Annotated in this window: 13 protein-coding genes; 2 read left to right on the top strand and 11 right to left on the bottom strand. The window is 57.5% G+C overall.

Going from position 1 to position 19,911, the window contains the following annotated elements:
- Window positions 1–4 precede the first annotated feature (4 nt).
- A complete protein-coding gene (locus tag PD282_RS14410; protein WP_274655227.1) occupies window positions 5–781 on the bottom strand; it encodes a sulfite exporter TauE/SafE family protein in 777 nt (258 codons plus the stop codon).
- Between the two features lie 132 nt (window positions 782–913).
- On the opposite strand from PD282_RS14410, the gene PD282_RS14415 reads away from it, so the two are divergent.
- Window positions 914–1,969 carry a sensor histidine kinase gene (locus tag PD282_RS14415; RefSeq protein ID WP_274651361.1) on the top strand — a complete coding sequence of 352 codons (1,056 nt, stop codon included), beginning with the start codon at window positions 914–916 and terminating at the stop codon, window positions 1,967–1,969.
- A complete protein-coding gene (locus tag PD282_RS14420) occupies window positions 1,966–2,631 on the top strand; it encodes a response regulator transcription factor (RefSeq protein WP_274651362.1) in 666 nt (221 codons plus the stop codon). The genes PD282_RS14415 and PD282_RS14420 overlap by 4 nt, the downstream gene beginning before the upstream one ends.
- Window positions 2,632–3,520: 889 nt before the next feature.
- On the opposite strand, the gene PD282_RS14425 is transcribed toward PD282_RS14420, so the two are convergent.
- The 10 genes from PD282_RS14425 to PD282_RS14470 all read right to left on the bottom strand — a co-directional run bounded on the left by PD282_RS14425 (window position 3,521) and on the right by PD282_RS14470 (window position 19,858).
- Window positions 3,521–5,788 (bottom strand): glycoside hydrolase family 88/105 protein, encoded by a 2,268-nt coding sequence (locus PD282_RS14425; protein ID WP_274651363.1) that lies wholly within the window; start codon window positions 5,786–5,788, stop codon window positions 3,521–3,523.
- A gap of 30 nt (window positions 5,789–5,818) precedes the next feature.
- Window positions 5,819–6,982, bottom strand: a complete 1,164-nt coding sequence (locus tag PD282_RS14430) for an oligogalacturonate lyase family protein (RefSeq protein WP_274651364.1) — start codon at window positions 6,980–6,982, stop codon at window positions 5,819–5,821.
- A 26-nt stretch (window positions 6,983–7,008) separates the two neighbouring features.
- Window positions 7,009–7,668, bottom strand: coding sequence for a rhamnogalacturonan acetylesterase (locus PD282_RS14435; protein ID WP_274651365.1), 660 nt, complete (start codon window positions 7,666–7,668; stop codon window positions 7,009–7,011).
- Window positions 7,665–9,527: a rhamnogalacturonan lyase gene (locus PD282_RS14440; protein ID WP_476703961.1), complete on the bottom strand. Its 1,863-nt coding sequence runs from the start codon at window positions 9,525–9,527 to the stop codon at window positions 7,665–7,667. The genes PD282_RS14435 and PD282_RS14440 overlap by 4 nt, the downstream gene beginning before the upstream one ends.
- A gap of 24 nt (window positions 9,528–9,551) precedes the next feature.
- Window positions 9,552–11,111, bottom strand: a complete 1,560-nt coding sequence (locus tag PD282_RS14445) for an extracellular solute-binding protein (protein ID WP_274651366.1) — start codon at window positions 11,109–11,111, stop codon at window positions 9,552–9,554.
- Window positions 11,112–11,157: 46 nt separating this feature from the next.
- Window positions 11,158–13,782, bottom strand: coding sequence for a glycosyl hydrolase (locus tag PD282_RS14450; protein ID WP_274651367.1), 2,625 nt, complete (start codon window positions 13,780–13,782; stop codon window positions 11,158–11,160).
- Between the two features lie 80 nt (window positions 13,783–13,862).
- Window positions 13,863–15,419, bottom strand: a complete 1,557-nt coding sequence (locus tag PD282_RS14455; protein WP_274651368.1) for an extracellular solute-binding protein — start codon at window positions 15,417–15,419, stop codon at window positions 13,863–13,865.
- Between the two features lie 48 nt (window positions 15,420–15,467).
- Window positions 15,468–16,346: a carbohydrate ABC transporter permease gene (locus PD282_RS14460; protein WP_274651369.1), complete on the bottom strand. Its 879-nt coding sequence runs from the start codon at window positions 16,344–16,346 to the stop codon at window positions 15,468–15,470.
- A gap of 15 nt (window positions 16,347–16,361) precedes the next feature.
- Entirely contained in the window at window positions 16,362–17,303 is a 942-nt protein-coding gene (locus PD282_RS14465) for an ABC transporter permease (protein WP_274651370.1), read from the bottom strand.
- Window positions 17,304–17,515: 212 nt separating this feature from the next.
- A complete protein-coding gene (locus PD282_RS14470; protein WP_274651371.1) occupies window positions 17,516–19,858 on the bottom strand; it encodes a helix-turn-helix domain-containing protein in 2,343 nt (780 codons plus the stop codon).
- Window positions 19,859–19,911: the final 53 nt, after the last annotated feature.

A 19,911-nucleotide genomic window follows, 5' to 3' on the forward strand; every position in this document is an offset into this window, starting at 1 on the left:
CTGATTATAAATGCAAGGCCTGTGCGTTCAGAATCAGCATATAAACGGCAACAACCAATACGACACCGGTAAAGATGTACTGCAATGTTTTTCGTTTTTCGCTCCACCTGGATGCTAAAGCAGTGCCGATCAGTCCTCCGACGATCCCTCCTGCGATATACTCGATCGCGATCCACCAGTTGACCAATCCTGAAATACTGTAGCTGACGGCGGTCGTTAACCCGAATGTTCCGACCGAGAACAAGGATGTCCCAATCGCTTCAACAATCGGCAAACCTGCAGAATACATGAGCCCGGGAACAATAAGGAAACCGCCACCAATGCCGAAAAAACCGGAGAGAAAACCGACTAATATACCTACCGCAATTACGAATACAAGGTTGAGGGACGAGGAACTGGATAAGTTTTTTTCCCCTGCTCCTTTCTTCGGCATGATCATTCGAAGTGCAAGAACGATCATCAACACCGCGAACAAAAATAAAAGCTGCTTGGCAGGTACCAGCTTTCCGATGATAGATCCTCCATATGCGCCAAATGTACCCGGAAGTGCGAAAGAAACGGCAATTTTCCACTTCACATGTTTCTTTTTTGCGTGCAGGATCAAATTCATGTAGGCGTTAATCGCCACCGCGAGAGCGGTACTGCCGATTACGATATGCGGATTCCGAACGCCCACAACATACAGCAGCAAAGGAACGGCCAGTATGGATCCACCGCCGCCGAGCAATCCCAACGTAAACCCTACCGTGATGCCGGATAAAACGGCTAGAACCACCTGCATTGCTGACAATGATTTCCCCCCTTTCATGATGAAAGTGTATGATGAAAAGAGAAACGAAGAAATCGGGGAAATTCCTGATTCGTTTCGTAGCGGATATGTAGTACGCTATAATTCCGGCGGGAGGTTATGACCATGTCTGGTGCACTTGACCACGATACTCGAAGACTTCGGGAGTTATTTAATTTCTTGAACGATGGAATTATCGTGATGGATCAAAACAGGATCATTGTCTTTATCAACCCTTCAGCAACCCGAATTACCGGGTGGGAGCTGGGAGATGTTATCCCCTATTGTACATACTGTCAAAACAGACTTGTCCCCCCTGGAGAAGAACGATGCTTTCTTGCCAGCCAGCCGGAGCAAAGCTATTTCGAATCGGATCTTCCGACAAAAATGGGAGCGTTTGTATCCGTGGGAATGAGTCGAACATTTTTATCGGCATCTCATGATTCACCAAATCGGGATATGGTTATCACCATTCGAGATGTCACAGTTGAACGCCAATCGAAAGAATTGGAGAGACGTACGCAATTAAATCAACGAACGTTGGAGGTTCAGGAAGAAGAAAGGAAAAGAATCTCGCAGGAACTTCATGACGGCATTTCTCAAACGTTATACGGCATCAGCCTAAGCCTCGATCATCTTAGAACTCATTCCTCAAATCAAAACATTAAAATTGATGAAATTAAGCAGCAAGTAAAACTTTGTGCCGAAGAAGTAAGGGCGATGTCGCGGGCATTATACCCGGCCGTTCTATACGATTTGGGACTGACGGCAGCGATTCAAACGCTTGCAGATCAGATGAAAACCGATCATCGCGTGATCGAAATCCATATTGACTCCGATTGGATACAAGATGAATTAAGCCGAAATACCGTACATGTTTACAGAGTCGTACAGGAGGCTCTGCATAATGCCATTCTGCACGGAGACCCCTCCCGAATCCGTATTTCTCTTTCTTGCGATCAGAAATGTTTTGTGAAAATAGAAGATAACGGAATTGGGTTCGATACCGAATTGATACTAGAGTCCCCCGGTTACGGGCTAAAAAATATGAAAGAACGTGCGGCAGCACTAAATGGTCAACTCACTATTCATTCTTCATGCAATCAAGGTACAAAAGTGGAGCTTCAATTTCCAAATCCTTTGAGCGCCAAGATCAGCATGCTTAAGGAGGAATTCGGTTGAATAAGAAAAAGCTGGTCATTATTGATGATCACCCGCTGGTTCGAAAAGGGTTACGTCTTATTTTCGATGAGGAGTCCGATTTCAAGGTTATCGGAGAAGGATCATCCGGGGAAGAAGCTGTCCTTTTGGCGGAACGGTTAAATCCCGATGCTATGTTAATGGATGTACACATGCCGAGTGGACTGGATGGCGTTACCGCTGCCAGGCATATTCGTGAATTGCATCCTCAAATACGCCTGATCATGTTAACCATGTTCGATGACAATGCCCACATCGAAAAAATGATGGCGGTCGGCGTTGAGGGGATTATATTTAAACATGACGATAGTCAAGAAATTATAGAAGCCCTTCGAACCGGAAATTTACGTTCACCTTACCTTCCGAGTCGGTTACCCGATGAAGTTCGAAAGCGAATATTGAAAAAGTCCAGAAATGCCGGGTTGTTTGATGCCCTATCTCCTAGAGAAACGGAAGTGTTGATTTTTCTTGCGAATGGTTTTACAAACAAAGAAATCTCCAGCAAATTATTTATTAGCGTAAAAACAGTCGAGACACACCGTTCCAATATCATGAGAAGATTGCAATTGGAATCCAGGGCAGATCTAGTCAATTACGCATTAAAAAACGGGTATATTGAATCTCTAAAATCACTGGAAGAATAATACTTATAGGTATTACTCTAGTAAACCGTTTCAAGATCGACTCCGTCTCGGCGGTACCGAGCCGCAGTGCGGTAGCCGTTAAGCTTCAATAATATCCCTTATTGTAGCTCGGCCAGTAGTAACTTATTAAAGTGATGCGCTGCGCTATCCTAGATATCAGGATTAATACTTCCCACTGAAGTTCATTACTTGGGAGATTACCTTTTCACTTTCTTTGTTTTGGATATGCTTTTAGTTTACCGGGATCGAATTGCCCGCAGCGAGAATCGTACCGGCACGCATCTCACCGACGTCCACCGGCAATTCATAAAGGTACGGCTGATAACGCAGTCCCCAGCCGTTTACCGTATCCTTTACGCTGGAGTAAAGTGACCAGGTCTTTCCCTGGTCCATGCTTCGGTAAATCGCGAATTCGGGAGTTCTCCCGGTATAGTGCTCGAAAGTGGCAAGGAAAACGCCGTTGTCTCGGTCTCCGTGTTCCAGGCAAATAACGTCATTTAATTCGTCGGGGAGTCGGTTCTCATCGCAAGCATTAAACACAGTAAAGCACGCCTACGCTGCACCCGAGAACGTGATAAATAGATCTTCATTGTGTCTTAACAGACTTATCATGAGCAGGAAAGAGATCCCATCAGCAAGGTTAGGAGAGGAATTAATCACCTGAATAATTAACTGCATTAATTTTTATTATGAGTCGCAAACGTTTCGGTACGCGATTCCAGCGGCGGGAAAGACATAGCCAGTGACCGAAAATACCAAAGCTAACGTAATTATTATTATGTAAACTTAGTCGTGCCGCCAAAAATAAAAAGCGGCGATCCGGATCAACTCCGGATAACCGCTCCTCCGTAACGCCGCCTGCTTTAGCATGGCTTTTTGAAAAACCGCGCTATCCCGCCGCCGTTTCCTGACGCTGCATGGCCGCCAAATGCCGCCGCATCCGTAACGTTTCGACCCCGGCCAGCAGCACGATCCCGATCCCGTGGGTATCGTTCAGATTCCAGGACAGCTCGTCCTTGTAGTACAACGGCGAGAAGGAATAACCGGACCCCCGGCAAACCCCGAACACGTTGCCCTGCTTGTCGATCGAGATGCGCGTCAGCCCTTCCCAGCCTTTGCCGACCGCCGCGATATAAGGCTCGGGCTCGGACAGCCAGCCGCAGCGGACGCCCATGGCAAACGCGTAGACAAACATCGATGTGCAGGACGATTCCTCGTACGATTCGGGGATGTTCAGCACCTGATGCCACAGCCCGTTCACGCCCTGCAGCCTCAAGTAACCCTCGCACAGCTCCCGGAAGAACGAAAGCAGCTCGGGCTGCTTCGCATGCCGCTCCGGAATTACGGTCAGCAGCTCCGCAAGCGAGAACAGCACCCAGCCGTTCCCCCTCCCCCACGGCACCCCGTTCGGATGGTCATATTTGAAATCGTACACATGGGACATGACTTTCGTTCCTTCCATAAACAAATATTTCCTGTAAAGCAAAAACTGCGAAGCCGCATCGTCCAAATACGCCGTATCTCCCGTCAGCTCGTAGTACCGGATCATGAACGGCGTGCTCATGTACAAATTGTCGCACCACATCGTATCCTTCATAAACTCCACGCTGCCGTGCTCCCGGTACAGCGCGCCGTCCGGCTGCCGGTCCTGCTCGAAGCGGATGTACAGCGCGATCCGGTCGACCGCTGCCCTGGCTCCTTCCAGCTCGCGCACCTTCATCGCCGCCAATGTCGTTGCGCCGAAGGAGCCGCAGTCGTCGAGGCTGTCGATTGCCGAGAGCAGCGGATTGATGCCGGCCGCCCCGTACCGCTCCCGGTCCCACAGCGCGTACCGGTCATTCGAAGTCGCCAGCCGGATATGGTCGGCCGTATAGTCGACGTAATCGTCCCGGCCGAGCTCGAGCCCGGTTTGCAGCAGGCCGTAAAGCGTAACGCCGAGAGGATAATTCCAGTGGCCGTACAGCGGATTTTCCAGGTAGGCGCGGATCTGGCAGCCGGGCCGGTCGACCCGCCAGTAGATCTCGCCGTCGGCGCCGGCAAACGGTGCATGCATGCTGCGAAGCTGCTGCAGCCGCTCGGCGTCGAAGCCGCCAAACGGTCCGGCATACATCCAAGGATCGTCCCGGTCAGCGCCCTCTACGAGCTGCGCCGGAATAATCCGGATACCGCCGCCGGTACTGCCGTCTCCCTCCTCGCCCGTCTCCGCCACCAGACAAAACCCCCATCCGCCTGCCGGGGGGCACTCGGATTCGACGATTAGCTCATGATCGCCGTATGAAAGCGTAACCGGACAATCGAACGGAACGGCAGTCGGCCCGTCACCGCCTGCAGCCGCATCGCCTCCCGCAATCGCTTTGCGCGAATAGACGCGGTCGCCGTTCACATAGATCGCAATCGAACCGGCCGCTTCGCCCCGAAGCGTTATCGTCCGGCTCCGCGCGGAGGTTACGCGCAGCTTCGCCCGCCCGTACGCGAACCGTCCCGGTACCGTGCCGAACATTCTCGCCAGCTGGCCGCTGCGGAGTTCGGTCTCGTTCCAGTCCGGGCTCGGTCCCCACCTCACGTCTGTAGCCGGCTCCGCCACGCCTTCCGCCGGCCAGACGTCAATCGTTCCGGCGTCCGTCGGCTCGCTGAAGATCCAGCCCTCCTGCCCTTCCCGCTCCGGCGAAGGCGCAAGAAAATGGACGGGCCGTTTGGCGGAACCGGAGCCGAAGCGGCCGCCGAAGCCGGCCGCCGTCTTCATGAAACGCAGCACGAAATGGTTCCAGCCTTGGCGCAGCTTGACGCCGACGCCATATTTGCGGTCCGGGAACGACTCATGCTGAATGTTCGACCGGAACGCCGGTTCCCCGTTGACGAAAATATGCAGCGGACCGAAGCAGCTGACGCTGAAGTTCCCGTCCGCCTCCTGATCGCTCCACAGCTTGCCCCAGACGAAGACGAACTGCAGATCGCGCGCATGTCCGCATTTTGCCGCCAAATCGAACTCGTAACGGGTGTCGCCGCCCCGCTTGAAGCCGTTCTCGCAGAACACCCGGTACACGGGCGGATGCTTCGGGGCCGAGCCGATGTAGCGCTCCGCGACGGCGGTCAGCGCGCCTTCGATGTTGTCCCCGCACCGGCGATAGATCGAATCCTGCTCCGGAAAATAGCTCACCGGTTTCTCCTCCTCTCGCTGATCCGCCGGTTAACCGGCACTCCCGGCAGGGACATAATCCGGCAGTGCGCCGGGATCTTCCGGCAGCTCGATCATATACAGATTGCCGTAGCCGTTGCGATCGCTCGTATAGACGAGCCGCTTGCCGTCCGGGCTGAAGCGCGGATGCGCATGCACCTTCTGCACATGGAAGCTGCAGCGGTGCTCGCACAGAATTTTCGGGCCGACGAACGCGCCGTTCATCCTTTTCCAGTAAATCATCAAGGTCAGCGGATCCCGCCCGTCGACGACAACCTGATTGAAATCGTTCGACTGCGCATGCCAATTGCGAAAACGGAACTCGACCTCTTCCATGCCGGTTCCGTCGTGATGGATTTTGCCGATGAAGGCCGTGCCGTCCTCGCGAAAGCCGTGATAGCCGACCTGTACGCCGTCCTCCAGCCAATATTCGTGGCCGACCTTCTCCTGCGGCTCGAACCGCTCGCGGATCCGCCGGGCGCTGCCGTCCCGCAGATCGCAGACCCAGATCCGGTGGTCGACCAGATGCCAGGGCCCTTCATGGCAAAAGGTGATCAGATGCGGCACCGTCGGCGACGTGTTAATGTGGCCGATCCAGCTGCGGTCCTGCAGCACCGTTTCCGCTTCGCCGCCGTCGACGGGCACCTTCATGATTTTCGAGAGCGGGTTGGCTTCCATCACTTCCCGGTGGCCGACATAGCCGTTGCCGAGATCGATGCGGATCCGGTGCGACAGATTTTCCGAGTGGACGGAAATGATATGCTTCCCGTCGGCCGTGACGCTTTGGCTGCCGAGGTTAAACCCTTCCGGGCATTCGTACAGTATGCGTTCCTCAAGCGTGTGCAAATCCAGCTCGACGATCCGGCGCCGGTTTTTGTAATACAGCCGCGTTCCCTCGGGATTCAGACATGCGCCAAGACCGTCGGTCCGCCCGGTCAAGTCGGTCAGCTGCGTCATGTCGCCGGTTTTCATATCCATGCTGTACAGGTTCGTGGCGTTGCCCCGGTCGGAGACGAGCAGCAGCTTCCCGCCGTTGTCATACCAGCCGTTTTCGGTAAAATACAAATGATGGCTGTGGGCCGCGTAATCGGTCATTTGCAGAACGGGAAGCCCCGATGCAGGGTCCTGCGCCGTTTTCCATTCCGACGGCCATACCGTTCCTTTTCCGCTCGGCATGATGCCAAACACCTCCGTAGATTGGATTATCGAACAAAGCGGGACAGATCGATGTTCAGTCCCTTCACGCCGTCCGCAACGAGCCCGGCGATCACGTCCGCGCCCTTCTCGGTAAAATGGGTCCGATCGGTACCGTTGACGACAATCATGAAGAAGCTCTCCGCTTCCGCATAGCCGACCGACGTATAATACGCAAGGCTGAGCGCCATTAAATCGATCAGCGGAGCGTTCTCCCGCTCCGCCACTTCCTTCATCGCACAGCAGTAGGCCGCAAAATCGTTCTGAAACGAGCCGTCCTCGTAATGAAGCCGGCCGACCGGCGTCACGAACACCGGCGTCGCTCCGCGGGCGCGTGCGGCCGCCGCATATTCGGCAAGATACCGCTTATAGTCGGTGTGCGGATCGGTGTACCGTTCCGGCCGGCTCGCGGTGGCGTCGTTATGCCCCATCTGGACGAGCAGCCAGTCGCCAGGCTTCATCGTCTCCGCCAGCGCGTCCAGCCGCCCTTCCGTAATGAACGTCTTCGAGCTGCGACCTCCGATGGCGCGGTTATCGAACCGCACGCCGTCCGTAAAATATCGGCCGATAAACTGTCCCCATCCGGCCTGGGGCGCGTGCTCGCGCGAATACGTCTGCACGGTGGAGTCGCCTGCAAGAAAGACGACGGGTCGATCCTGTCCGTTCATCCGTTAACCCTCTCTTTCAAGTTCGTGTCCGGCACCGTGTAGATCGCCGGCACCGGCGGTTCCGCCATCCCGACTCCGAGATGAAAGCCGGGATGAGGCGGCTGGTTATACGCGACGTTTTGCCAGGCGATGGACAGCCGGTAAACCGGATCGTGCATCAGCGTATAAATGCGATGCTCCGTTTCGTCCGTCGTCGTGTAGATGCGCAGCTCGCGGCTGTCCTCCGCGCGCCACACCGCTTCCTCCCGCCAGTCGCCAAGCAGGTCGGCCTGCAGGCAGGGCGTCGCCTTGGTGCCGTTGTTCGAAGCGCAGCCGTCCGCCGTCAGCAGATTAACCGTGCGCATCCCCTCATAATCCCATTTGTCGATGCGGTTCCGGTCGAGCAGCTCCCGCAGCAGATCGCCGTCCCACCAGATGGCGAAATTGACCGACGACGGAATGGACGTGTCGCTGATCAGCTCTCCCTGGGCGGTAAACAGCTTGCGGGCCGCCCAGCACTCCTCGCCTTCGAAACGCGGATCGATGTCCGCGCATAGGCCTCTGCCGACGTCGTACTTCGACGGCGCTCCCCACAGCAGCTCGCCCGTTCCGGCGTCGTGCATCTCGATGCCGGACGCCGACGGGGTCTCGTGCACCTGGAAAACCTGCAGGCCCGGCCTTCCCGGAACGAGCTTGCCGACGTGCATCGCGTCGCCGTGGCCGAGCCCGGTCGAGTACAAGCCGGCGCCGTCGTGGTCGACGACGCAGGAGCCGTACACGATTTCGTCGCAGCCGTCGCCGTCCACATCCGCGACGCTGACGCTGTGATTGCCTTGACCGGCATAAGCGGCATGGACGCCGTCGTCGCTGTCGAATACCCAGCGCGGGGTAAGCTCGCCGTTCCGCCAGTCGAAGGCGGCCAGCACCGACCGGGTGTAATAGCCCCGGCACATGACGATGCTCGGGCGCTCGCCGTCAAGATACGCGACACAGGCGAGGAACCGGTCGACCCGGTTGCCGTCCCCGTCGCCCCAGGCGCGTATATCGCCGCGCGGGGGGACATACGGGACCGTCGCCAGCGCCCGGCCGGTCAGCCCCTCGAATACGGTCAAATATTCGGGCCCTTCCACGATAAAGCCCCGTTCGTTGCGGTAATCCGCATCCGCGTCGCCGATGACGGCGCCGGTTCCGTCCGTCGTCCCGTCCGCCGTTTTGCAAACGAGCTCCGCCCGGCCGTCGCCGTCCAGATCGTAGACGAGAAACTGCGTATAATGCGCGCCTGCGCGGATGTTCCGGCCGAGGTCGATGCGCCACAGCAGCGTCCCGTCCAGCCGGTAGCAGTCGAGATAGACATTGCCGGTATAACCGTCATGCGCGTTGTCGTGCGAGTTGGACGGGTCCCACTTCAACACGATTTCGTACTCCCCATCGCCGTCCACGTCGCCGACGCCGGCGTCATTGGCGCTGTATTCGTATGCGATACCGTCCGGCGTTACGCTTCCGTCCGGCTTCTGCAGCGGGACCGCATGATACGGCTTTTCCCAGACGAACGCCTCCGCCGAAGGCGGCATTTCAGCGCCGTCCACAACCGCGCATACGCGATAGACCGACTCCAGCGTTCCGTCCGCGTCCGTCAGATTCGTGGCGCCCGTTAACGGTTCGGCGTTTACCCGGATGCCGTCGCGGTACAGATTGAACGCGACCCCTTTATCCGCTTCGCCGCCGAGCAGGCGCCAGCCGGCATAGACGCCCCGCGCCGTTTTGACGGCGATCAGCCCACGGCCGAGCGCTTCCATCTGGCGCGGCTTCGCGGCCGGACCGGCGCTTCCTTTTGCCGAACCGTCCGCCGTGCCGTTCCTGCCGTCCGTTTGATCCGCCACTTACGACTCCCCTCCCGTGTCCGGTTATTTCGACTTCGCTTGCGACGCCTCATAGAGGCTGTTGATTTCCGCCGTATAATCGTCGCCGCCGCTGCTGCGCCACAGGTCGACCGCCTGCTTGAAGCCGTTTTCGTCGATTTGGCCGACGATAAATTTGATCCGTGCGTCGCTGATGATGTTGTCGAGCTGCGCGCCTTTTTGGGCGTACACCTTGGAGATAAGCGGCTCCGCCGGATTCGGCACGACGATTTTTTCGTTCGCGTTCATAATGTTCGTCTCCTTCAGCCGCAGCGGCGTCTGCTCGACGTCCAAATAATTGTTGGCCGGAATGCCCATCAGCATCTGGTTCAAATCCTGAATATTCGCCTGAATTTTCTCATCGGTGCTGCGGACGATATAATTGTCCTTCATCGTATAGTTCTGTCCTTCGAGACCGGCCCAGATCAGCGTCTGCTCCTCCTTCGAGTTGAGCGAATCGAGGAACGTCAGCACCTTCTTCAGCTCGTCCTCCGTCTTCACGCTCGATTTCGGAATGGCCAGCATGCCCGCGTAGCCGGACGTCGGCAGGTTGTGCTGCTTGCCGTCAGGCCCCGTCACGGCGCCAACCGCGTCGAAAATATCCGTCGCGCCGGCATGCGCATCCTCGTAAGCCGTCTCCAGCCGGTGCGTATTGTCGAGCACGGTCACTTCCACCCCGGCCTGGGAGTTTTTGACCGGATCGTCCATTTTGGCCGGATCCAGGACGGCGAAATCCGGATTGATCAGCTTCTCCTCATACAGCTTGCGGAAAAATTTCAGCGCGTCCATATACTGCGGCGTCATATGCGCCGGAACGAGCTTCCCGTTTGCGTCCACGCCCCACTTGTTCGGCACGCCGAACCAGGTCCCCATAATGTCCCAGATCGTCGAGTCCTTGGAGGCGACAAGGCCGTACGTGTCGTTTTTGCCGTCTCCGTCGGGGTCCTTTTCGGTAAAGGCTTTCAGCATGTTGTAAAAATCGTCGACCGTCTTAGGCTCGGTGAGGCCGACCTTCTTCAGCCAGTCCTTGCGGTACAGGATGCCGTAACGGCCGAGCGGGCGGGAACGGTAAATGCCGTAAATTTTGCCGTTGATGGACGAGTTGTTCAAAATGATCGGATTCGCCTGGCTGAGGTACTGGTAATCCTTCAGATAAGGACCGATTTCCCAAAACGCGCCAGCCTGCACCGCGCTGACGAAGCTGGCCGACTTCGACAGCACCGCCATAATCGTCGGCAGCTTGCCGGATGCGAGCGTAATGTTGAACTTGTCCTCATAGGTGGTGGCCGGCACCCAAACCGGCGTTATATCTGTATTTGTCATTTCCTCCAATTTCTTCAACACAGGACTGCCTTTCTGCGCCAGGTCGGTCTCGAAGGACGGCAGCATGATATCCAGCTTGAGCGGCGCCGGCTTCCCGTCGCTGCCGCCCGAGCCGTCGGCGTTTGTCGAATCCGCGGATGAAGGCGAATCGGAGGACTTGCCTCCGCTGCTGCATGCCGTGAGACCGGTCAGCGCGACAAGTCCGACCAGAAACAGCTTGTACCTCATTTTTGCTTGAACCATCGATGTTCTCCCCTTTAAGTCGTTGTAATGTGGGGCTGCGGCTGTATCAGCCGCCGCCCGTTTGCAGCGTTACAGGACCGAGCAGCCCCGAAGGCAGCCGCTGACCGTCGTAACGGTTCGCCAGGCTGTTCGTCACCTCGATCCGCAGCTCGTTCGCGCCTGCCTGCAGGAACGGGCTGACGTCGAAGACGTACGGCTTCCACATCCGGACGCCCGCATCGCGGCCGTTCACCGCGACTCGGGCGATTTCGCCCGTGTCGCCGAGGTCGAGCCGGACGGGCCGGCTGCCGATCTGCGCTTCGCCGCCGCCGTCGCGATATCCGCCGACGGACGGGGCTCCGCCTTCCGGGCCGCCCGCTTCAACCGCTTCGGCGGGAAAATCGAAGCGGCTTTCGTACACGAGCGTGCCGGAGAAATGCTCCATCCCTTCCCATTCCGCCCAGGATGAAAGCGCCGGGCGCGGTCCGCCTGACAGCGGCCCTCCGCTAACGTGCCACTGAAGCTGCAGCGGGATGATCTTGGGGAACTCCCCGCTCTCCGCCGCCGAATCCGCCGGCGCCGCAAGTGCCGGATCGGCGGCGACGATCAGGCATTCTCTGCGCTGCAGGCGAAGCGCAATCGGGCTGCCCGCGTTCCGCTCCGCTTCGGAACGATCGGCGAGCTGCTCTGCAGCGGATGTGCCGCATGCCGCTTCCGGGCTCCGCGCCGCAAAGGTCTCTCCCGTCCACGGCTGCCAGATTTCCGCGCCGCAGCCGGCCGGGATGCGCAGGCTGCCGGTGTATTCGTCCTCGCCTTCGTTCACGATGCAATAGAACAGAGTGCCGCCTTTCTTCACCCTGCTGATGCGAACGGCTGCGCAGGCCGGTTCGAGCAGCGGCTCAGCCAGCGCGAGTTCATCCAGCACGGCGGGGATATCCTCGGCCCGCTGCACAAAGCGCCAGCTCTTCGCATGCTCCGATCCGGGACGTCCGGCTTCCGGCAGCGCGATTACCGCTCCGCCTTGGGATACGAACTCGGCAAGCAGCCGCAGACCCTCGGGCTTGAAGGCGTCCGTATTCTCAATCAGCACAGCCTTATACGCATAGCCGGCAATCCGGATGAGCCCGTCTTCGATCGTGCAGGATGCGGCCAGCAGCTCTTCCTCCAGATAGTTGAATTCGATCTGGCGTTCGAAGAGCGGCTTCGCGATGCTCCACGGCATTTCCGAGGCACCCGTCAGCACCGCAATTTCCGCCGTATTCGCGCCGTCCGTCATCAGCCAGCTCATCCGCTTGATATACCGTGCGAACTGCTCGTAATGAGGCCACCAGATATTGTTCGGCCCGACATCCGGCGGACGCTCGTCCCTGCGTTCCCCGCGGATCGAATAATAGAAGGCGTGCGGAACGATCAGGTTCGTTCCCCGGACGAACAGCCAGTCCAGGTACCACTTCATATTGTCCGCCGTCAGCGCCCAGCCGCTTTCCTTCCCGCAGACGCCGAAGCACTCGTTCAAATTGCGGCGCCGCCCCCGGTGGCGCGCCGCATCGGAAGCGCATTTGGCCAGCACGGTGTGAGGCCCGTCCAGCGCTTTGCCGTCTTCGGGGGCGATCCACCGCCAGACGACGTCCTGCCCCGGGATATGAAAATGCTCCAGCAGCCCGATGTCCCCGCTGCCCGCCGGATGGCCGGTCAGCGCGATGCCGTGCGCCTCGCACCACTGCGCGAGCGGCCGGTAATACGTGCGCGTGAGCCTCGCGCGCACCGCGTCCTCGAATCGGCCGCGGATACCGGCCGTGCCGGCCCCGGCTTCAAGCCACAGAGCAGGCAAATCCCGCTCGCCGCCTCCGGCGGCCGTATACTCGGCGAGGAATCCGCGCGTCCACGGCCGCAGGCCCCGCTTATGCCGCCGGCCGAGCAGGTCCGGCTCGTCGGTGAACATGGCAATGACCGTCCCGCCGAAATAATCGCGAAGCCGCTCGTAATAAGCGTCGTGCGTCAGCGCGATGAACGTCCGCATCGCTTCTTCGTTCAGCAGGTCCGCTGCCCTCGGCGCATCCGGCTCCCCGTCGTCCTGCCCGGGGTGAATGCCGCGGATCGTGCCGCCGGACGGCGTATCGACGAAGACGGCCGCGAACCAGCCGTCCCCGTCCGGCGCCCGGAACGGCACGCTTCCGCCGCCTCCGCCCGGCGATAACGCCGCCCGCCAATCGAGCACCGTTACCGAATCCGGAACGACGGAGCCGTCCGGGAGCTTGCGGTACGCCAGCATCGAGACCAGCTCCTCGTCCGGCTCCAGCCCGACCGGGACCACCGCCGGACCGGCTTGGCACGGAAATTCCCGCATCGCCAGTCCCCGGCTGGCAAATGCGGGATTTTGCTTCACGACGAGGCCGTTCGCCGCGCCGGACGGATACATGCCCTCGTCGTACAGAATAACCGACATGCCGAGACGCGCCGCTTCCGCAACCGCCGCTTCCGCCAGCTCCAGATATGCCTCCGACATATACGGCATCGAGCGCGGAAGTCCCATGCGCGGATGGAGCACGAAGCCGGTCACTTCCTTCGCATGAAACTCGCGGATTTGCCGGATCAGCTCTTCTTTCGACAGCTCGTCGTTCCAGAACCAGAACGGCATCGGCCCGAATTCGGCCGCAGGCGCTTCAAATTGCTTTCTCCACTGATCAATCATTTGCTGTTTATCCATCTCCCTTAAGGGCAGGTAGCCCGGTTTGCATCCTACTTCCTTCTTGCCGCCCCAAGGAAATTCCTTTATTTTCCGTCAGCTGCCTGCGCTTTTGCGTAGGCTTCGTTAATTTCCTTGATGTATTCGTCGCCGCCGCTTTTCTTCCACAGCTCCACCGCCGACTGGAAGCCGGCTTCGTCAATTTGCCCGACGATGAACTTGATTCGCGCGTCCTCGATGATGTTGTCGAGCTGCGCGCCTTTCTGCATGTACGTTTTGGAGATGAGCGGTTCGGCCGGATTCGGCACGATAATCTTTTCGTTCTCCTTCTGCACCTGCGAAACCTTGGCCCGCAGCGGGGTAGCCGGCTTGAACATCTTCGATGTCGGATCCTCCGGAATAAACATCAGCAGCTGGTTCAAATCGGTGAATGCGTCCTCCGGCTTGGGGTTATCGTCGGCAACCTGCACCAGCTTGCCGTCCTCGATATTGTAATTGACGCCCTCGATGCCGTACCCGGCGAGCAGCTGCACGTCGTCGTCGTTCATTTTATCGAGGAACGTCAGAACCTTCTTCAGATCGTCCTCCGTTTTCACGCTCGATTTGGAAATGAGGAACATTCCCGAATAGCCCGAGGTCGGCAGGTTATGAAGCGCTCCGTCCGGTCCTTCCACCGAGCCGGTTACATCGATGACCGCCTTCGGGTCCGAGGTCGCCATCTTCTGCTCCAGCCGCCCGGCATTATCCGCCACGTCGACGATGACGCCCGCCTGGCCGTTTACGACCGGATCGAGCCATTTGGCCGAATCCATAACGGCGAAGTCGGAATTGACGAGCTTCTCGCTGTACAGCTTCCGGAAAAATTTCAGCGCATCCATATATTGCGGGAACAAATGAGCGGGCTCCAGCTTGCCGTTTGCGTCCAGCCCCCATTTGTTGGGCACGCCGAACCAGACCTGCATATTGTCCCACGGACCGGAAAATTTGGTGACGACCATGCCGTACGTGTCGTTTTTGCCGTCCTTGTCGGGATCGTCCAGCGTGAACGCTTTCAACATGTTGTAAAAATCGTCGATCGTTTTCGGGGGCTGCAGGCCGACGTTGTCGAGCCAGTCCTTCCGGTACACGATGCCGTTGCGGCCGAGCGTCCGGCCCCGGTAAATGCCGTAAATTTTCCCTTCGATCGAAATATTGTTCAGAATGGTCGGGTTCGCCTTGCTGAGATTCGGGTAGTCCTTCAAATACGGACCGATTTCCCAGAACGCACCCGATTGAATCGCGCTTATAATGCTCGGCGATTTCGGGTCGGCTTCGATCACCATCGGCATCGAACCCGAGGCAAGCGTAATGTTCATCTTGTCGCTGTAGGACGAGTTCGGCACGAAATTGATATCGAGTTTCGTGTTCGTGTACGCTTCGATCTTTTTCCAGACATTGCTCGATTCCGCCTTAGGAAGCGTCGTCTGGAAGCTCGGAATCATGACGCTGATCTTGAACGGCTGCGGCGTCTTCGCCCCCGAAGCCTCACTGCCCGGCTTATTCGCCGGTTCTCCTCCGCCCCCGCATCCGGCAAGCGCCGTCAATGCGAATGCCATTCCGAGCCCGAGAGCCGCACGTTTACCCTTGTTTACCATTCCCAACATTCATGAACCCCCCATAATGAAAAATAGTGAAGTAAGTTCTGGATGCGGTTATCCTTTCAGTGCGCCGATCATCATGCCTTTGGCGAAATGCTTTTGCAGGAACGGGTAAACAAGCAGAATCGGCACGGTTCCTACGATGATGATCGCCATCTTGATCGCCTGGTCCGGCGGCTGAACGAAGTTCGGATCCATATTGTTCGGATCGCCGATCGTCCCCTGCGACAGCAAAATAATTTGTCGCAGCACAACCTGGAGCGGCCACATGCTGCTGTCGTTCAAATAAATGAGCGGCCCGAAGAAATCGTTCCAGTGGCCGACCGCGTAAAACAGCGCGAACGTTGCGATGACCGGCTTGGACAGCGGAAGCACGATCCGCCACAGCACGCCGATATCGGTGCAGCCGTCGATTTTGGCCGATTCCTGCAGCTCGAAGGGGATCTCCTGGAAAAACGTTTTTACCAGGATCAGGTTAAACCCGCTGATGGCTCCGGGCAGCACGACCGCCCAGTAGCTGTCGAGCAGGCCGAGCGATTTGACGACCAGGTAGGTCGGAATCAGCCCTCCGCTGAACAGCATCGAGAAAATGACCAGATTCAGCACGGCGTTGCGGCCGGCGAGCTGCTTGCGGGACAGCGCGTACGCCATGGTGAACGTAAACGCCAGATCGATCGCCGTGCCGAGCCCGGTAATGATCACCGACACGAACACGCTGTGGAACAAGGTGTCGGTCGAGAAAATATACCGGTACGCGTTCAGCGAGAACGTCTTCGGAATAATGAAGAACGGCCGTGCCGTCAGCTCGCTGTCGGTGGCGAAGGAGCCCGCAATGATGTACAAAAAGGGAAAAATGGTAACCAGCGCCATCAGGCCGAGAAACAGATAGTTCGCCGCATCGAAAATTTTACCGCTGAGCGTATTGTTGTTCATGTGCTTCCCACCCGCTTAGAATAGTCCCGAATGGCCGGCCCGCTTCGCCAAATAATTCGAGGTAAAAATCAGCACGATGCCGACGAGCGACTTGAACAGGCCGACGGCCGTGCTGTAGCTGAACGCGCCCTGCGTAATCCCGATCGTGTACACGTAAGTGTCGAACACGTCCGCGACGCTGCGGTTCAGCGCGTTCATCATGAGCAAAATTTGCTCGAAGCCGCGGTCGAGGAAATTGCCCATCCGCAAAATCAGCAGCACGATAATCGTGCTCCGGATCGCAGGCAGCGTAATATGCCACAGCTGGCGCAGCCTTCCCGCGCCGTCGACGGTCGCCGCCTCGTACTGCTCGTGCTCTACGCCGGCCAGGGCGGCGAGAAAGATGATCGTTCCCCAGCCGATTTCTTTCCACATCGACTGCAGAATGATCATCGGCCGAAACCACGCCTCGCTCGACAGAAAATCGATGTTGTGCCCGATCCACTTGTTCAGCAGCACGTTGACGAGACCGTTTTCGGTCGTCAGCAGCATATACGTGATGCTCGCGACAATAACCATCGAAATGAAATGCGGCACGTAGATCAGCGTCTGGACAACCCGTTTATACGCCGAAATGCGGATTTCGTTCAGCAGCAGCGCCAGCACGATCGGGGCCGGAAAATAAAAGACCAGATCGTAGACGGCCAGAATCGTCGTGTTGCGCAGCAGCCGGAAGAAGTCGGGATTTTGCAGAAACGTCTTGAAATTGTCCAGCCCGACCCATTCGCTTTTGAAAAATCCAAGAAAGGGCTGATAATTTTTGAAGGCGATCAGCACGCCCCACATGGGCAAATATTTGAATACAATAAAATAAATCAGTCCGGGAAGCAGCAGCGCATACAGCCACTTGTCCCGTTTCAGCCTGTCCGCGAACGAGATTTTCCGCAGCTGCGGCACCGTATCGATTGCTTTTTCCATTTTCGCTCACTCCTCTCTATCGAGACCCGGTATTGGTTTTACAATAAGCGTACAACGCTTTTCCAACAATCGGATTTTTTTGTTTTTCAACGCCTGCAGGCCGTTTACTGGCGATAGCACTTTGTTGTACGGCTTATCTCTTTTTGCCGGGGACGCCGTCCTGCCGATTCGCAAGCCGCGCAAAGCCGGACAAGCCTCGGGATGCCCCGCCTTTACGCCCTGCGGCGGCTGAGCTCCCGGTATTGGCCGGGCGTCGCGCCTTCATGCTTTTTGAAGATGCGGTTGAAATAGCTGTGCTGGTAGCCGACCTGCTCGGCGATGTCGTTAATTTTCAGCTCCGTTTCCTGCAGCAGCTGCTTGGCCTTCTCCATCCGCAGCTCGGTCAAGTAATCGATAAAATTGATGCCGACCATCGTCTTGAACGTCTTGCTCAAATAGTAGGTGTTCGTGCCCGTAAAATCGGCGCAGCTTTCAAGCGAAATGTCGCGCATATAATTTTCCTGAATGAGCGTCAGCACCTGCCCGACGATTTTTTTGGCATGACTGTCCGAACGGGCTTCGAGACTTTCGATGAACGGCGCGACGACCATCTTGCTGAGCCAGGCATGCATCAGATTCGGCTCGCGTAACGCTGACAGCTGCTCGTATAAATTCGCTCCTTTATACAGCCGGCCGGGGTTAAAGCCCGCCTCGATAATCGTATGCAGCATCGTGCCGAGCAGATGGAGCATGCCCTGCTGCACGTCGATTTCCTTTGCTCCCTTGCTGGAAAGGGCATGCAAAAATTGCTCCGTCAGCCGGTCCGTTTCCTCCTGCTGCCCGGACCGGAGCGCCTGCACCACCTCGCGTTCCAGGGCGAACGGATAGAGCAGCGCGACGTTTTCGCTTTCCTCCCCGGCATGGTCCATGTCGATGATCTGGTTCTGGTTCTCGAAGTCCCGGTAGCCGATCGCCTGTTTCGCTTCCTCGAACAGTGCGGGAATTTGGGTGATCGAAGAAGCTGATCGGCTGATCGCGATCGTAACCTGCAGCCGCACGATCCGGTTCACCGATTGGATGATCTCCTCGCACAGCGGTTCGATTTCCCCCTCCGCCTGCGCGTCTTCCGGAAGGAAGGCCAGCAGGCCGAACGTCAAATCGTGAAAGTTGACCGCGGACGTCTCGAACGGCTTCGCCGCCGCCAGCTCGCGTGCGACATTGGCGGCGGCGAAGGTCGCGAGTCCTTCGTCGCCCATCCGAAAACGGCCCTCGAGATTGGCAAAGCCGGTCAGCCGGAAATAAATGACCTGAAACCGCCTGCCGTCAACGTTCCAGCCGTAATGCCTCATCCGTTCGCGCAGATCGTGCTCGGAGTAGCTGTACAGGTAACCCTGGATCAGCTGCAGCAGAAAGCCTTCCTTCACATGCGGAAGCTGCGCCTCCAGCTTGTTTTGCAGGTCCAGGCTTTCCCTTGCGAGCAGCTGCCACCGGTTTTCGATCAGCTTGAACTCGTCCCGGATCGGCATCCCGTGCACGGGCGAGCGGTCGCCGGTCAGCAGGCGGACGAGCTTGGCCACCGGCGAATAAATCCGGCTGGAAGCAAGCCAGGCGAGCAGGGCAGCCAGCAGCAGCCCGGAGAAGCTGATCCCCCAGATCAGCCGGGAAATGAAAATAACCGGCGCCAGTATGGCATTGATCGGCGCAGCCGATACATAGAGCCAGTCCGATTGAATCCGGTTAAACGAGCCGTACGAAACGGTATATTTCTCGCGGTTCCAATCGAACAGAAACGATCCGCTGGACGAACGGTTTTCGGCCACGGCTTTCTTAAGCGCCGTGTCAAACGCCGTTGCGGCGGCGGAATTGCCGGCCGAGGCGAGCACCGTTCCGTCGTCGCGCATCAGGAACGACTCCCCGACATTATACGGTGTTAGCGTTTTCAACAAAGAATCGACTTTCCCCTGGTCGAGGCTGAACAGGATGACGCCGTACGGATTGGGGCTCGCCGCCGGTATTTTGTGCACAAGCGTCAGCACGCTGGCCGCGCTTCCTGGCCCCGACGGTGCAAGCGTCCAATAAATCGATTGCCCCTGCCGCATAAGATCGAGATAGGACTTTGAATCCGCCGCTGTCAGCACGCTGTATTCCGGATTCATCAGAATCGGCTTGGAATGGTTCACAAACAGCTGCACATGCATCGTAAGCGGGCTCGCGCCCTGCATGATGAGCAGCGTTTTGGTCAAATTCCACGTGTTCAGGAAATCGCGCTCGAAATCCCGGTTCATCAGATCGTTGTCGAGCTCGGGGTCGAACGACCAATGGGAAATCGACAACTCCAGACTCGTCAGCTGATCGTTAATGTTGTCTGCTCGTCTGATAATCTGACTTTGATGAAGAAGCGTCAGTTCTTTGGCGATACGGCCGCCGCCGATCCAATAAATCAGACTGCCGATAATGATTCCCGGAATGCTTGAGATCAGCAAAATGAGGATCAAAATTTTGCGGAAATGGCTCCCTTTGCCGCCAATTACAGCCGCCCCCGCGCCAAGCAATCTCCGGCTCACTTTTCTGAGCAAACCAGTCCACCCGCCTTTTCATAATGGTTTTTTCGTTCTTGTTCGTTATTCGA

Origin of the sequence: Paenibacillus humicola (assembly GCF_028826105.1) — a bacterium.
Taxonomy (GTDB): domain Bacteria; phylum Bacillota; class Bacilli; order Paenibacillales; family Paenibacillaceae; genus Paenibacillus_Z; species Paenibacillus_Z humicola.